13 protein-coding genes and 1 CRISPR repeat array are annotated in these 13,711 nt (G+C 61.3%); of the genes, 5 read left to right on the forward strand and 8 right to left on the reverse strand.

The genetic code is table 11. The features are described from left to right. Nucleotides 1-5: 5 nt before the first annotated feature. Complete coding sequence (locus NW830_RS07885) at nt 6-1,664, forward strand: ABC1 kinase family protein (protein ID WP_414361241.1); 1,659 nt, start codon at nt 6-8, stop codon at nt 1,662-1,664. Between the two features lie 235 nt (nt 1,665-1,899). Further along, nucleotides 1,900-2,703: direct repeats of the CRISPR family, unit length 36 nt; unit sequence GTTCCCCCTTCGGGGGGATCCCTAGAAATTGGAAAC. Between the two features lie 63 nt (nt 2,704-2,766). Then, a complete protein-coding gene (gene pdxA / locus NW830_RS07890; RefSeq protein ID WP_414362970.1) occupies nt 2,767-3,813 on the forward strand; it encodes a 4-hydroxythreonine-4-phosphate dehydrogenase PdxA in 1,047 nt (348 codons plus the stop codon). Here the strand turns inward: pdxA and rpiA are convergent. The 7 genes from rpiA to NW830_RS07925 form a co-directional block, all read right to left on the reverse strand. Then, nucleotides 3,776-4,468, reverse strand: a complete 693-nt coding sequence (gene rpiA / locus NW830_RS07895; protein ID WP_414362971.1) for a ribose-5-phosphate isomerase RpiA — start codon at nt 4,466-4,468, stop codon at nt 3,776-3,778. The genes pdxA and rpiA overlap by 38 nt on opposite strands. 17 nt (nt 4,469-4,485) lie before the next feature. Beyond that, entirely contained in the window at nt 4,486-5,865 is a 1,380-nt protein-coding gene (gene rimO, locus NW830_RS07900; RefSeq protein ID WP_414362973.1) for a 30S ribosomal protein S12 methylthiotransferase RimO, read from the reverse strand. A 132-nt stretch (nt 5,866-5,997) separates the two neighbouring features. After that, nucleotides 5,998-6,831 (reverse strand): cobalt ECF transporter T component CbiQ, encoded by an 834-nt coding sequence (gene cbiQ, locus NW830_RS07905; RefSeq protein WP_414362975.1) that lies wholly within the window; start codon nt 6,829-6,831, stop codon nt 5,998-6,000. Then, nucleotides 6,818-7,462 (reverse strand): cobalt transporter CbiM, encoded by a 645-nt coding sequence (gene cbiM, locus NW830_RS07910; RefSeq protein WP_414362976.1) that lies wholly within the window; start codon nt 7,460-7,462, stop codon nt 6,818-6,820. Before cbiM ends, cbiQ begins: the two co-directional genes overlap by 14 nt. 2 nt (nt 7,463-7,464) lie before the next feature. Further along, nucleotides 7,465-7,995: a hypothetical protein gene (locus NW830_RS07915; RefSeq protein WP_414362978.1), complete on the reverse strand. Its 531-nt coding sequence runs from the start codon at nt 7,993-7,995 to the stop codon at nt 7,465-7,467. Nucleotides 7,996-8,315: 320 nt separating this feature from the next. After that, complete coding sequence (locus NW830_RS07920) at nt 8,316-9,143, reverse strand: SH3 domain-containing protein (RefSeq protein WP_414362980.1); 828 nt, start codon at nt 9,141-9,143, stop codon at nt 8,316-8,318. A 105-nt stretch (nt 9,144-9,248) separates the two neighbouring features. Continuing rightward, the gene (locus tag NW830_RS07925; protein WP_414362981.1) at nt 9,249-9,617 is read right to left on the reverse strand and encodes a hypothetical protein; all 369 of its coding nucleotides are present in this window, start codon (nt 9,615-9,617) and stop codon (nt 9,249-9,251) included. A gap of 213 nt (nt 9,618-9,830) precedes the next feature. Here NW830_RS07925 and NW830_RS07930 point away from each other — a divergent pair, with 213 nt between their 5' ends. Beyond that, a complete protein-coding gene (locus NW830_RS07930; protein ID WP_414362982.1) occupies nt 9,831-10,532 on the forward strand; it encodes a response regulator transcription factor in 702 nt (233 codons plus the stop codon). Nucleotides 10,533-10,575: 43 nt separating this feature from the next. On the opposite strand, the gene NW830_RS07935 is transcribed toward NW830_RS07930, so the two are convergent. Beyond that, a complete protein-coding gene (locus NW830_RS07935; RefSeq protein ID WP_414404648.1) occupies nt 10,576-11,481 on the reverse strand; it encodes an ABC transporter ATP-binding protein in 906 nt (301 codons plus the stop codon). A 185-nt stretch (nt 11,482-11,666) separates the two neighbouring features. Between NW830_RS07935 and NW830_RS07940 the strand changes: the two genes are divergently transcribed. After that, nucleotides 11,667-11,945 (forward strand): hypothetical protein, encoded by a 279-nt coding sequence (locus tag NW830_RS07940; protein WP_414404649.1) that lies wholly within the window; start codon nt 11,667-11,669, stop codon nt 11,943-11,945. A gap of 52 nt (nt 11,946-11,997) precedes the next feature. After that, on the forward strand, nt 11,998-13,635 hold the full coding sequence (locus NW830_RS07945; protein WP_414404650.1) for a TM0106 family RecB-like putative nuclease: 1,638 nt from the start codon (nt 11,998-12,000) through the stop codon (nt 13,633-13,635). Nucleotides 13,636-13,711 lie beyond the last annotated feature (76 nt).

Below are 13,711 nucleotides of genomic sequence, written 5' to 3' on the forward strand. Positions count from 1 at the left end.
AAGGGGTGGTCTTTGCGCGGCTGGCTCAGAACAGCGCCCGGCAGGCGGAGATCCTGGAAGTAGTCCTGCGCCACGGCTGGGACTACATGCGGCGCTTACTCTCCTTGGGCAAGGCGGAAGAGCCGCAACTGCCGCCGCCGATGGTGCTGCGCAACATCCTGGTGGATCTGGGGCCGGTTTATGTGAAGCTGGGCCAGTTGCTGAGCACCCGCCCCGATCTGTTGCCGCGGGAGTACATCGAGGCCCTCAGCACGCTGCAGAGCAATGTGCCCCCCGTGCCCTGGAAGGCGGTGGAGATCCTGCTGCGCCAGCAGTTGCAAAAGCCCCTGGAGCAGGTATTCAGCAGCCTGGACACGGAAGCGGTGGCAGCGGGATCCATTGCCCAAGTCCATCGCGCCCGCCTGCTCAGCGGCGAAGCGGTGGCTCTCAAGATCCAGCGGCCGGGTTTGGAGGCAATAGTAGAGCGAGATACAAAGCTCATCCGCAGCATTGCTGAGCTGGTGGCGCAAACGGAGTTCGGTAGGCTAACAGACGTGGTGGCCTTGGCCAATGAGTTTTGCCGGGCGCTGCAGGCGGAGCTGGACTTTACCCAGGAAGCCCGCCACACGGAGCAACTGCGGCAACGCCTGCAGGCCAGCCGTTGGTTTGACCCAGCGCAGTTGGTGGTGCCGCGCGTCTACTGGGCGCTCACTACCCCCAAGGTGCTGACGCTGGAGTGGATCGAGGGAAAGCCCCTGCTGGAGGCGGATCGCAGTGACGCCGACCCACAGCAGATTGCCCGCCTGCTCACCCGCGCCTTTTTCCAGCAGATCTGCCTTGACGGCTATTTCCACGCCGATCCCCACCCCGGCAACCTCTTCTACCTGGGATCCGGTCGCGTGGCCCTCTTGGACTGCGGCATGATTGGGCGGCTGGATCCCCGCACGCAGCAGATTGTGCTGGAGCTGATTTTGGCCATCGTCAGCCTGGATGCCCAGCGCTGTGCCGAGCTCACGCTGGAACTGGCCCTGCCGGAAAGTCCTAGGGGCAGCCCGCGGGATCCCGCCGTCAGCCTGGCCCAACTGCAGAGGGAATACGAGCGCCTCTTGCGCCAGTACTACACCCTGAGCGTTGCCGAGCTGGATTTTAGCGAGCTCTTTTCCGAGATCCTGCAGGCGGCGCGGCGCAACCAGATCCGCATCCCCGGCAACCTGGGGCTGTGCGCCAAGGCCCTGGCCAACCTGGAAGGGATCGCCCGCCAGCTCACCCCAGACTACAATCTGCCGGAGCAAATTCGCCCCCTGATGGCCGATGTGTTTCGGCAGCAGTTGCTGGGGGATGCCCCCCTGCCCTCGCTGCTGCGCACAGCCCTGGATCTCAAAAACCTCTCGCTGCAGTCGCCGCGGCAACTGGAAGTGCTGCTTAGCCGCATCACCTCCGAGACCCAGCGCTGGAACCTGACGGTGCAGGAGCTGGAAGGCCTCCGCACCAGCCTGGACCAGTCGGCCAACCGCCTCTCCTACAGCATCCTGGTTGGATCCCTGATTATTGGCGCTGCCATCATCTCGGCGCAAACCCAGCGCTTCCAGGTCTTTTGGCTAAGCGAGCTGCTCTTTGGCGCCGCCAGCCTGCTGGGGCTGTGGCTCATCCTCAGCATCCTGCGCTCCGGTCGCCTGCGGGGCTAATCCCCTACGCATCTCGTGTTGGCAAAGCAACACAAAAACGGTAGCAGCAGCTCTGCGAGCGCCTCGCCAAATCCCGCAAAGGCCGATTCTTTCGTTGACCCGCTCGATGCCTTGCGCCACAAGGCTTTCAGGCCTCTTGCCCCCCCTCTTCTAGGCCCTTTTTTGCCGTCTTCGACCGACCCCCTCGCAAATGGGTCTTGCATTCCTTGCCCCACTTGGGTTTAATAGGGGTAGTGTTCCCCCTTCGGGGGGATCCCTAGAAATTGGAAACCTAGCCTTTCCATTTTCTTGATGGCCATAATCTTCTCCTATGTTCCCCCTTCGGGGGGATCCCTAGAAATTGGAAACAGCTCCGGCGGTAAGTTGCCGGATTTCTCCTCTAGGAGTTCCCCCTTCGGGGGGATCCCTAGAAATTGGAAACAATCCATCCTCGGTCTCGCGGACCGAGGAAATTGTGATGTTCCCCCTTCGGGGGGATCCCTAGAAATTGGAAACGGCGGAGGAAGCGTTCGTGAGCTCCCTCACCCTTCGGGTTCCCCCTTCGGGGGGATCCCTAGAAATTGGAAACCAGTCGGTCCCGGTGGTTACATCGATACCGACTGTTACGACTGTTCCCCCTTCGGGGGGATCCCTAGAAATTGGAAACTTCAGTTGTGTCGTAGCCTATGGCTTTGCAGGCCAGCCGTTCCCCCTTCGGGGGGATCCCTAGAAATTGGAAACGGCTTTAGTTGGTTCCAGGTCTTATCCAGCTGACAAAGAAGTTCCCCCTTCGGGGGGATCCCTAGAAATTGGAAACATGTAACCCCCTAGCGTAGGGGTGCATTCCTCGACTGTGATTAAAGGAGTTCCCCCTTCGGGGGGATCCCTAGAAATTGGAAACGCTATTAGAAGCAGCAAAAGCGGGGTGTTTGACCAGCTTCTGGTTCCCCCTTCGGGGGGATCCCTAGAAATTGGAAACTCGACAATGTCGCCCAGCCAGGCGACGGCAGTTAAGACATAGGTTGTTCCCCCTTCGGGGGGATCCCTAGAAATTGGAAACGAGAAGGGCTATGGTGCTAAGCCAAGCCCTTCTTTCTTTCGGTTCCCCCTTTGGGAGGATCCAATGAGCTCAGTGCTGCCAAAGCTGGCTCTGACGTTGGGAGATCCGGCGGGGATTGGGCCGGAAATTGTGCTCAAGGCCCTGGCGGATCCCCAAGTGCAGGCCTGCGCCCAGATAACCGTAGTAGGCGAGCGGCAGGTTTTGCAGGCTGCCCACCGCCTCTTGAAAGCAAAAGGGGTAACGGATCCCTTAGCCGACCCGGCAGGGATCCCAGTCCTGGAGTGCCCCAGCGGCTTCCACCTAGAGCCCTCGCGCGTGGGTCGGGGGGATGCCGAGAGCGGGGCAGCCAGCTTTGGCTACCTGAAAGCAGCTATTGAAGAGGCGCTGCGGGGGCAGTTCCAAGGGATCGTGACCGCCCCCATCGCTAAATACCTCTGGCACCAGGCGGGCTACCCCTTTCCCGGTCAGACCGAAGTCCTGGCCCAGCTCAGCGGGCGCGAGCGCTACGGCATGCTGTTTGTGGCCCGTTCCCCCCACAGCGGCTGGCAGCTCCGAGTTCTGCTGGCCACTACCCATATTCCCTTGCGCCAGGTGCCCCTCACCCTTACCCCCGAACTGGTGCGCACAAAGCTGGACCTGCTGGTGGGATCCCTGCGCCAGCTCTTTGCAATCGCTGATCCCGTCATTGCCGTGGCTGGCCTCAACCCCCATGCCGGCGAACAGGGGCAACTGGGCTCAGAGGAGCAGGAGTGGCTGGCGGAGCTGCTAGGTAGTTATCCCCACGCCAAAATCTGGGGGCCCCTCCCCCCCGATACCATGTGGCTGGCTCCCGCCCAGGCTTGGTATGGCCAAGGATCCCCCGCCGTGGCCGACGCCTACCTGGCCCTCTACCACGACCAAGGCCTGATCCCTGTAAAACTGCTGGCGTTTGATCGGGCCGTCAACCTAACCCTGGGGCTGCCCTTCATCCGCACCTCCCCCGACCACGGCACCGCCTTTGCCATAGCCGGGCAAGGGGTGGCGCGGGCCGAGAGCCTCAAGCAGGCCATCCTGCTGGCAGCCGAGTTGGCCCTTAGCTCCGCCGCAGCGTCTCGATCCCTTCAGGGCTAGCAATAATGGCCTCCGTGGCCATGCCGATAAACAGGCCGTGCTCCACCACCCCCACCGTTCCCTTGAGTTGCTCAGCTAGCTTGGCTGGATCGGCGATGGGGCCAAACTGGCAGTCGAGGATGTAGTGCTGCTCGTCGGTGAGGTAGGGATCCCCGTCGGCATTGCGCCGCAGCACCGCCTGACAGCCCAGGGCCTCCACCCGCGCTAGGGTCGTCTTCCAGCCAAAGCGCACCACCTCCACCGGCACCGGAAAGCGCGTGCCCAAATGCGGCACCTTCTTGGAGGCATCGGCAATAATGATGAGCTGGGCAGCGCTGGCCTCCACCAATTTTTCCCGCAGCAGGGCTCCCCCCGCTCCTTTGATTAGGTTGAGGGATCCCACTTCAATTTCATCGGCGCCGTCAATGGCCAAATCTAGGCGCGGCTGCTCCTCCAGCGTGGCCAGCGGGATCCCTAGCGAGCGGGCTTGTTCCGCTGTGCGCTCTGAGGTGGGCACCCCGATAAACTGCAGTCCCTCCTTTTGCATCCGCTCCGCCAGGGCGCTCACGGCAAAAGCGGCTGTGGATCCCGTGCCCAGGCCCACCACCATGCCCGACTGGACCTTTTGAGCTGCCGCCTGAGCCGCCGCCTGTTTTAGCTCATCTGCACTGGCCATAGTCCAACCAGATTATCTTACCGTCCACTCCAGCTAAAGCCTGGCGGTGCCTCCACCACCTGGCCAAAGAGATCGTAGGGCTCGGCCCGTGTAATCTGCACCGGCACCAGGGATCCCAGGGATCCCGGCCCGCGCACGTACACCACCCCGTCCACCTCAGGGGCAAAGCGGGGGGAGCGGCCAATCCACTCGCCGGTGCGGGGGTTTTCCTGCTCCAGGAGCACAGGCACCACCCGGCCCACCTGCTCGCGGTTGCGGCGGAAGGCGATCCCTTGCTGCAGTTGCATTAGGCGGGCGCGGCGCTCTTTTTTGACGCGCTCAGGCACTGGGTGGGGGAGGTGGTAGGCAGGGGTACCTTCCTCAGGAGAAAAAGTAAACACCCCCACATGGTCAAATTGGTGGCGCTGCACAAAGTCCAACAGATGCTGGAAGTGCTCCTCCGTCTCGCCGGGAAAGCCCACAATAAAGCTGGTGCGCAGCACAGCGTTGGGCAGCGCCTGGCGCAGCCACTCGATTAGCCGGTCGTTGACCTGGCCCTGCCAGGGGCGGTTCATGGCCTTGAGGATCTCGGGATGGCTGTGCTGCAGCGGCAGATCCAGATAGAGCAAGAAATTGGGGGTCTCCTGAATGGCCTCCACCACCGCTGGGGTGATGCCCGTGGGGTAGGCGTAGAGCATGCGGATCCAGGGAATGGGAACCTGGCCTAGAGCGCGGATAAGCTCGGCCAGCCGTGGCTCCCCGTACAGGTCGATCCCGTAGTTGGTGGTGATCTGGGAAATGAGGATGAGCTCCTGCACCCCTTCTGCAGCCAGCTGTTCTGCTTCCCGCAGGATAGACTCGATGGAGCGGGAGCGTTGCTTGCCCCGCAGGTGGGGGATGATGCAGAAAGAGCAGCGATAGTCACACCCTTCAGCTACCCGCAGGTAGGCCACCGGCGCGTGGGTGGTGCGATAGCGGGGGACGGTCTCATCGGCAATGTAGTCCAAGCTAGAAGTAACGGCGTTAACCCGCTCTCCCCGCTCCACCCGCTCAATCACCTGGACAATTTGGTGGTAGTCGCTAGTGCCCACAATGGCCACTGCCTCGGGGATCTCCCGCAGCAGCTCCTCTTGGAAGTGTTGCGCCAAGCAGCCGGCGATGATGATCTTCTTGCCCTGTACCGCCAGCTCCATCAGGGTGCTGACCGACTCCCGCCGCGCCGCCTCGATGAAGCTGCAGGTGTTGACGATAACGTAGTCGGCGCTGTCTTCATCCCCTTCCACCCGGTAGCCCGCCTGGGCCAGCAGGCCCATCATGTGTTCTGTGTCCACCCGGTTTTTCTCACAGCCCAGGTGCACAACGGCAACGGCCGGTGCTTCCTTTGGAGGAGCGACAGGGCCGCGAGAGGGTGTAGGCAAAGCGGTCTCCAACCGGTTCATAGCCACAGGAGAGGCCGAGAAAATGGCGACAGCAGAACAGCAGAAATTAAAGTTTTCCTATTTTAGTTTAGGTTTCGCTTCTGAACTCCTCTGCCCACCACCTCAATCGGGCTACCCCCCAAGTTGAACCCACACCAAGCCAAGAGCTACAGCCACTGCCAGACCGCTGGCCGCCCAACTGCAGGGATCCCCTGCCCTCTCTTCTGGGAGTAAGGGCGCTTTTCCGTAGCCCCGCAGGCGCAGCGCCTGATAGACGCGCTCAGAGCGCTCGTAGCTGCGCACTAGGAGAGTGCCTACGGCAGCAGCTAGGAAGGGCAGGTCTTGGCGCAAGGCCGGGCCCGGGCGCCACAGGGATCCCCGCGGTTGCCAGCCCCTCAAGCGGGCTGCTCGTTGCATCTGCTGCCACTGGGCGCCTATCTCCTGCAAATAGCGCTGCGTCAACCAGGCCAGTTCCAGCAGGAGGTCGGGGATCCCTACAGCCCGCAGGGCTGCCAGCAGCGCTGGCAGAGGGGTGGTCTCCACCAGCAGCGTTGCCAGCGCCAATAGGGCCAGGCTGCGCCCGCCAAGGCAGAGCGCCCTCTCCAGCCCCTCCCAGCGCAAAGCTAGGGATCCCCAGCGCCAGAGGATAGTATCTCCCACAACTAGGGGTAGAAGGGCAACGAAGGCGATGAGCAAAGCGCCTGGAGCAGCCAGCCGTCTTAGCCCTTGGCGCAGGGGCAATCCGGAGAGCGCCCAGAGAAGAGCCACCAGCACCCAGACTAGGGGCAGTAAGGTTAAGCGCTGCACCTGGGCGCAAGCTGCCATCAGGGCTCCCAGGCCCACCAGCTTGGGCAAAGGCCGCCAGCGGCGCAGCCAAGCGGGGGAGGGAGAGAGGGGAGGGGGTGGGGAGAACTGCCTTCCCCTGAGCTCCGGGGAGATGACGACCTCGGCCCTATCTTTTGGCATCTTCTCCCAACAGATCCGGTTGCACCCGCTGCAAAAACCGCACCACCCAATGGGTAAACAACCCCTCCACCGCTGCCAGAGGGAGGTGGGCCATCACCAAGCTGCCCAAGGCCAAGCGCTCTGCCTGGGTGGAGACCGTCCCCTCGCCCAGGAGGGCAGCCATGAGCACCCCATAGAAGAGCAGCGCCGCCAGCCCCACCCCCGCCGCCCCCGCCCAGAAGGCCGCCAACCCAGCTCCCATTGGCCGCCGGCCTGCCCGAAAGATCCCCCCTGCCAAGAGCGCCGGGATCCCCATAATGGCGGCATTGATCCCCAGCGTGGTCAGACCCCCGTGGCCAAAAGCCACCGCCTGGAAAAACAGGCCCACCACAATTGCTGGGTAGGCCAAGGCCCCCAACAGCACGCCCAACAAGCCATTGAGCAGCAGGTGCAGGCTGGCCGGAGGAAAAGGCAGGTGAAGGGAGGAGGCAACAAAAAAGGCGGCGGTCAGCAGCGCCGCTTTGGGGAGTTGGCGGCGGGGATCCTTTTCCAAGCGCTGGAGGAGGTGTAGGCTCCAGCCCGTCAGCAGGGCAGTGATGCCATACCCCCCCAGCCAAAGCGGTGCTGGCAGAAGGCCCTCGCTGATGTGCATGGCTAGTCCTGGCTCAAAGCGGCAGCACCCCCTGGGGAGTCGGGGAGTTCTGGGCCTTGGGAGGGACGGGGCCGGGAGAAAAACAGGGCCGTACCCAAGCACCCCCAGAGGATGCAGGCAGCCATAACCCCCCGCTGCAGAGGGCCAAAGGAGGAGCCGTTGGGGATCCCCTCTGCCTGCATAGCCGCTTCGCCCACCGGCACATTCACCACCACGCCGTGGCCGGCCTGGCGAATGCGCACCTGCCACAGTCCCTTGAGCTCAGGATCCGGCTGCAGCAGAAATCGCCCCTGCTCATCCGTTTGCCCTTCCTGCCAAGGGGTGGTGGGATCGGTGGGTGCAAACACCGTAACGCGGGCAGAACGCAGCGGCTCGCCGGAATCGTAGCGGGCTTGGATCTCGAAAGTGGGAACGGCCCGCCAAGAGGCCTCCACCCCATGAGCCCAAGCCGGAGTAGCCAGTAGCAGACCAAGAGCCGTCAGGCTCAGACACCAGGAGGGATGGGAACGGAGGCGGAGTTTTGACCGGTTCATAGGCAAGCATCTCACGGCTTTAGTCTCTGCACCTTGGCCAGCCAAGACTCAGGGCTCCGTCCCGCGAGCCAGGCAAGACGCTGCGGCAACGGTCCTCCCCCACCTCTTTCCAGCTTGGCAGGATCTCCAAGATGACCTTTGCAGCAGGGGATCTGTCGTGAGAGGCTATGATCCCTCCTCAAAGCTCAGCGCTCAACCTTCCTTCCGGGCAACGACCAATACCTGAGATGGGAGGCGCCTTCCCCTGGCTTGGCTACCAGGTACTGTCCTAGCCAAACACAGGCTGCCTTGCTGTCACAATCCCCCGCTGGGGCATCTTGCTACTCCTGCGCCAGGTTTCCGGCCCGCACCCAGCCCTCTTGCCCGTTCTGGCGCCGGATGCGCTGCCACCGGCCATCGGCGCTGTACTCCAACACCGTCACCACCTCGTCCATGGGCAGGCCGCCAATGTAGGCTCCTTCCCGCTCGGGAGTGGCCCGCAGGGCCAACCCCCTTGGCTCAATGACCCGTCCCCGTACCCCGGGAGCAAGGCGGGTTTCTCCAGCTGGCCGAACTGGCGAAGGGGTGGACTTAGGTGGAGATTCAACCCTAGGAGGTGCAGAGGGTGGAGCCGAGGCAACTGCTGCTCCTTCCACAGGGCCCAAATTGCCCGCCCGCACCCAGCCCTCTTGTCCGTTCAACTCTCGCCGCACTCGTTGCCAGCGGCCATCGGCGCTGTACTCCAGCACCGTCACCGTTTCCCCCACCCCGATTCCCCCTTGGTAGGCTCCATCTGCCGACGGCTCGCTGCGGATGGCTAAACCAATGGGCTCGATTACCCGCCCGCGGCTGCCAGGGGGAAAGGCAGGGGGGGTGCCAGTGGTCGGTAGAGACTCCCTCTGCGTAGCGCGAGCAGAGGGGGGACTTGTGGGTCTGGGCAAAGGCTCGATGCGCACTGCTCGAGGAAACTGAGGCACCGCAGGAGGAGCCAGCAGGGGGGCAGTAAACTGCCACACCTGCCAGCCCAAAGCAGCCAAAGCCCCTACAGAGACGCTCAGGGCCACCAAGGTGCCGAAGGGAAAACCGTTGGCAGCAGGAGAAGAACGGCCTCGCATCGGGTAGTTAGCTATCCAAAACTCAGCTCCCAAGAAGCTAGTGACAAAAGCCAAGAAAAGGGCCCTGTCAAGGCTTGCACCGGAGCATCTCTAGTACTTCTAGTTTCGCCTCAGGGTGCTAGCTTGGGGAGCTACCTACCGAGGGGCAGCGTTTGACTTCTACTTAGTGAACATATTCTCCCAGTCGGTGGTGAGAACTTCGTGGCCAAAGGTCCAGCCAGCCAGGAGCAAGGGCAAGGCCAAGCCCAGGAAGCCAAAGAAACTGATGACCTGGGCAATTTGCCGCTGCATCCTTTTCTTTTTGGGGTCGGGGATGGAATTGGCAGCTACTGTGAGCTTGGAGCACAAGGCCACCACCACCGCCCCCGCTGGCCCCAGCACTAGCGATGGCCACAGCCAATCCGCAACTTGGGCAAATGCGTAGGCACCGGTGAACGGGATAATGACAAAACAGGCCAGCTCCAGGATCCCCCAGGTGAAGAGGGCCAACTGGAGATCCTTGCGAAAGACTGCGTTGGGATCGTACATAAGCCTCTGGGAGGAACCATCACCATGCCACTCTAAGGCTTGGCTGGCGAGTTGAGGAAAGAAGTGCCCAGCTTGCAAGCCGAGGTATTAAGAACCTGAAGCAGTCTGTTGCCTCTGCTGTAATTTAAATAGGCCGCCTGGGTCGGCTGCTTTCTCCAACTCAGGCCAAGGATGCCCTGCTAGCAAAGCTCTTCTGCAAGTTTTCACCCTACTATGTCCCGCATCCTCGTCATCGATGACGATCCCAGCATTTGCATGCTGCTCAAGCGGTATTTGCAGCGCCAGGGATATACGGTCGAGGTGGCCGCAACCGGCGCCGAGGGCTTGCAACAGTTGCGGGCTTTTCAGCCGAACTTGGTGATTTTGGATCTGAACCTGCCAGATGTTAGTGGCTACACTCTCTGCCAACAGATGCAAAAGGAAACCGGCGTGTACGTATTGATGTTAACTAGCCGAGTGAATCCTGCCGACAAGCTGCAAGGGTTTCAGCTAGGTGCAGATGACTACCTAACCAAACCCTTCAGCCTGCCGGAGTTACAGGCACGGGTGCAAGCTATCCTGCGCCGAGGACGGACAAAAACCAAGATTGCAGGCGCGCCGGTTTTGACTTTTGCCTCTTTGGTGATTGACCCAACTACCCGAGAAGTCACCCGCAACCAGCGCCCAATTCACCTGACAGCTTTGGAGTTTGACTTGCTTTACACCATGGCCCGACACCCGGGGCGGGTCTGGCGGCGGGCTGAGCTAATTCAAGAGGTGTGGGATTTTAACTATGAAGGGGATGAGCGGGTTGTCGATGTCCACATTGGCCAAATTCGCAAGAAATTGGAGACTGATACCAGTCAGCCCGAGCTAATCCGCACTGTGCGCGGCGTTGGCTACAAGTTTGAACCCCCCACTCCCAAAGAGGGGTAGTCAGCACTCCCCCCCTGGGAGAGGGGCTAGGGGGGAGGGCACGCTAATCTAGACGACGACCTGTTAGGCGCACAAAAATATCTTCCAGGTTAGCAGGGCGCACCATCAGGCCAGTTTTGTCCGGCTCAGCTTCCAACTGCCGCTGGGCCTCCGCCAAGCTGGGGAAAAAGGTGTAGCTCACTTCCTGGCCGGGGCGGGAGCGCACCAGCAGGGCTTCCCCGTACTTGGCCCGCAACTGGTCGGTGCTGCCCAGCTCGATCAGCTTCCCGCCATCCATGATGCCGATGCGGTCGCACAGCTCCTCGGCCTCCTCCATGTAGTGGGTGGTAATCAGCAAAGTCATCCCCTGCCGGTTGAGATCCCGCAAGATCTCCCACAGTAGCCGCCGCGCCTGGGGATCCAACCCAACGGTTGGCTCATCTAGAAACAAAATTTGCGGCCGGTGCAACAGCGCCCTGGCCACTTGCAGGCGCCGCTTCATGCCGCCCGAGAGGGTCTTCACCTTGTCGTGCCGGCGGTCGGCCAGCTTCACGTATTCCAGCCACTCCTCGATGCGCCGCTGCCGCTCCGGGTTGGGAATGTGATGCATGCGCCCATGAAACTCCAGGTTTTCCCAAACTGTCAGCTCTGCTTCTAGGGTGATGGGCTGCAACACCACCCCAATCTGCCGCCGCACTGCCAAGGGATCCCGCACCACGTCGTAGCCCCCCACGTAGATGGATCCCTGGCTGGGACGGGTGAGGCTGGTGAGCATGCGGATGGTGGTGGACTTCCCAGCCCCGTTGGGGCCCAGCAGAGCAAACACCTCCCCCTGTGGGATCCGCAGGCTCAAGTCCTGCACGGCCACCTGCTGCCCAAAGCGCTTCCACACCCCCTGCATTTCCACTGCTGCCGGCTGGGTCTGAGGCAGGGCCGGGGCCATCGAAAGAGCGGTTACAGTCGGCTCCATCTGCGGGTGTAAAGAAATCTTTCTTCTCCAGCATACGTCAGTTGAGCCACAGGTCTTAACTGGGGATCCCTGCTGCGTTATCTCTCGAGCTCTTCCGTGGCTGTGATCCCATCCTCTGTCAATCTTGCTGGAGCTTGCAAAATAGTAGACACTGCCCCTGAAAACTGCACTTACAAGGTAAAAAAATGCAGAGCAAGGACCGATTTGACCAAATTGACTTCCGCCTGGATCGCCTAGTTGGTGCCGTGCTGACCCTAGCCGAGAGTGTCATCTTTATCAAAGACGACTTGTCTTATTTGAAAGGCATTGTTCAGCAACAAGTGCTGATGACCCAGGAGCAAACTGCCTGTCTGGGAGAGCTGAAGGCCGTTTGCCAGCACCAGGCGGAGACGGCCCGTCGCCAAGCGGAAACAGTTGACCGCCTCATCGCCCATCTTTTGTCAGCTCAGGATCCCAGGTCGTAAGGGATCCCCAAAAGGCGTGCCAAAATGGCAGCAGAGCTGAGGTTGTCCGCCGTTGGAGTTCCAGCAGGGTTCTGTTGACGCAGAAGAGTTGCTGGCCTTTTTTCGCTGTCGGCGCCTGCCCTACCTAGATCGCTTTGGGCCTCAAGAAGCCAAGCTGCCGCCGGAAAAGCTGCTGGAGCAATGGCGTCGGGATCGCCAAGCTCTGCAAGCTGCTGTGCTGGAGCAATTCCCTGGCGAACAGGTGGCGCCGGGCAATGAAGCTCTTTTAGCAGCCATGGCAGCAGGGACAGAGCGGATCTACGGCGGACAGGTCGTAGCAAAGCTGTTCTGGGAAGTGGATCCCGAGGGAGTTGCTGAGGCGGAGCCTGCCGGCTCTGCAGTTGCCCTCGCCCCTTCCCCTGAGACAGAGGTTGAGCTCCACTCCACCGCCAAGACACCCTCCAACCCTGCACTGCCGCCTGCGGCTGTTCCAGAGTTTCGTTCCCTTTGGGTAAGCAGCTCCCTGGATCTCCTGATTCGGGATCCCTCTGGCATTGGCAAGGGCCAACCCTCCTACCTGCCAGTGCACATTCGCACTAGCAAGCGACCCAAGCCGGAGTACGAATTGTTGCTAGTGCTGCAGGCAGAATTGCTGGGATCCCTGCAGGGGCAGCTGCCCAAACGCGGCTTTTTGATTCTAAAAGATGGGAAGTGGCACCCTGTCCACCTCAGCCGACGCCGCGCCCAGGTGCGCCGCCTGCTGCAAGAGTATCTGCGCTCCCTTGAGCAGCCGGAGCCGCCCCAGGTGTTGATGGCCCGCAGCCGCTGTCATCTTTGCCACTGGCGGGAGCACTGTCGACAGCTAAACGCCGCCACCCAGCCCCTCAGCCTGCTGCCAGGCGTAACCGGATCCCGCTATCCCCTGTTGCAAGAGGCAGGGATCAACTCGATTGAGGCCTTAGCTAACGCCCGCCTGGAGATGCTCCAGGCTATCCCCAAGCTGGGAGCCGGCGTGGCCCTGCAACTGCAGCTTCAAGCCCGTGCCACCCTCAGCCGCAAGCCCCTTTGGCTGCAATCCCCGCCGCAAGCTCTGCCAACAGCGTCCGTGGAGCTGTACTTCGATATCGAGGCGGATCCCCGCCACAACGTCGCCTACCTGTTAGGCTTGCTAGTGGTAGAACAAGCAGAGGGAAACACAATTGTCAACTACCACGGCTGCTTGGCTGCCGAACTGCAGGAAGAAGGGCAAGCCTGGCAACAGTTTTTACAATTGGTTCAACGTTACCCTGAGGCGCCCATCTATCATTTTCATGACTTTGAAATACAGACTTGCCGACGCCTGGGGGAGCAGTACCAAACGGATCCGCGAGAGGTGCGACAACTGTTGCAGCGCTTCGTGGATTTACACAGCTGGGTTCGACGCTCGGTAGTGCTCCCCATTGAGAGCTACTCTCTGAAAAACATTGCCCGCTGGCTGGGGTTCAAGTGGCGACTACCGGAGGCTAATGGAGCCCACTCCATCTATTGGTACAGCCAGTGGTTGGAAACACGAGATCGCCGCTATCTGGAACAGTCACTCATTTACAACGAGGACGACTGCCGAGCTACCTATCACCTTAAAGCCTGGTTAAGTCAAAGTGCGGCTCTTGAGTCCGTTAATAGCCTCTCCCTGCTAGCTGACGGGACTGCAAGCGCCGCGGTGAGTTGGTAGGGGAAAAAGAATCCCCCTAGTGGGGGCTGAGGGTAGGTGGGCTGGCACCGAGCTATTTTTCCAGAGGGTCGCCCCT

This window comes from Synechococcus sp. OH30 (genome assembly GCF_047462175.1).
In the GTDB taxonomy this organism is placed as follows: domain Bacteria; phylum Cyanobacteriota; class Cyanobacteriia; order Thermostichales; family Thermostichaceae; genus Thermostichus.

What these genes read in the sequence shown, in the direction of transcription:
- NW830_RS07930 (WP_414362982.1), top strand. Translation starts at nt 9,831, where the DNA reads ATGTCCCGCATCCTCGTCATCGATGACGATCCCAGCATTTGCATGCTG.
- NW830_RS07935 (WP_414404648.1), bottom strand. Translation starts at nt 11,481, where the DNA reads ATGGAGCCGACTGTAACCGCTCTTTCGATGGCCCCGGCCCTGCCTCAG.
- NW830_RS07925 (WP_414362981.1), bottom strand. Translation starts at nt 9,617, where the DNA reads ATGTACGATCCCAACGCAGTCTTTCGCAAGGATCTCCAGTTGGCCCTC.
- cbiM (WP_414362976.1), bottom strand. Translation starts at nt 7,462, where the DNA reads ATGCACATCAGCGAGGGCCTTCTGCCAGCACCGCTTTGGCTGGGGGGG.
- rpiA (WP_414362971.1), bottom strand. Translation starts at nt 4,468, where the DNA reads ATGGCCAGTGCAGATGAGCTAAAACAGGCGGCGGCTCAGGCGGCAGCT.
- NW830_RS07940 (WP_414404649.1), top strand. Translation starts at nt 11,667, where the DNA reads ATGCAGAGCAAGGACCGATTTGACCAAATTGACTTCCGCCTGGATCGC.
- NW830_RS07915 (WP_414362978.1), bottom strand. Translation starts at nt 7,995, where the DNA reads ATGAACCGGTCAAAACTCCGCCTCCGTTCCCATCCCTCCTGGTGTCTG.
- cbiQ (WP_414362975.1), bottom strand. Translation starts at nt 6,831, where the DNA reads ATGCCAAAAGATAGGGCCGAGGTCGTCATCTCCCCGGAGCTCAGGGGA.
- pdxA (WP_414362970.1), top strand. Translation starts at nt 2,767, where the DNA reads ATGAGCTCAGTGCTGCCAAAGCTGGCTCTGACGTTGGGAGATCCGGCG.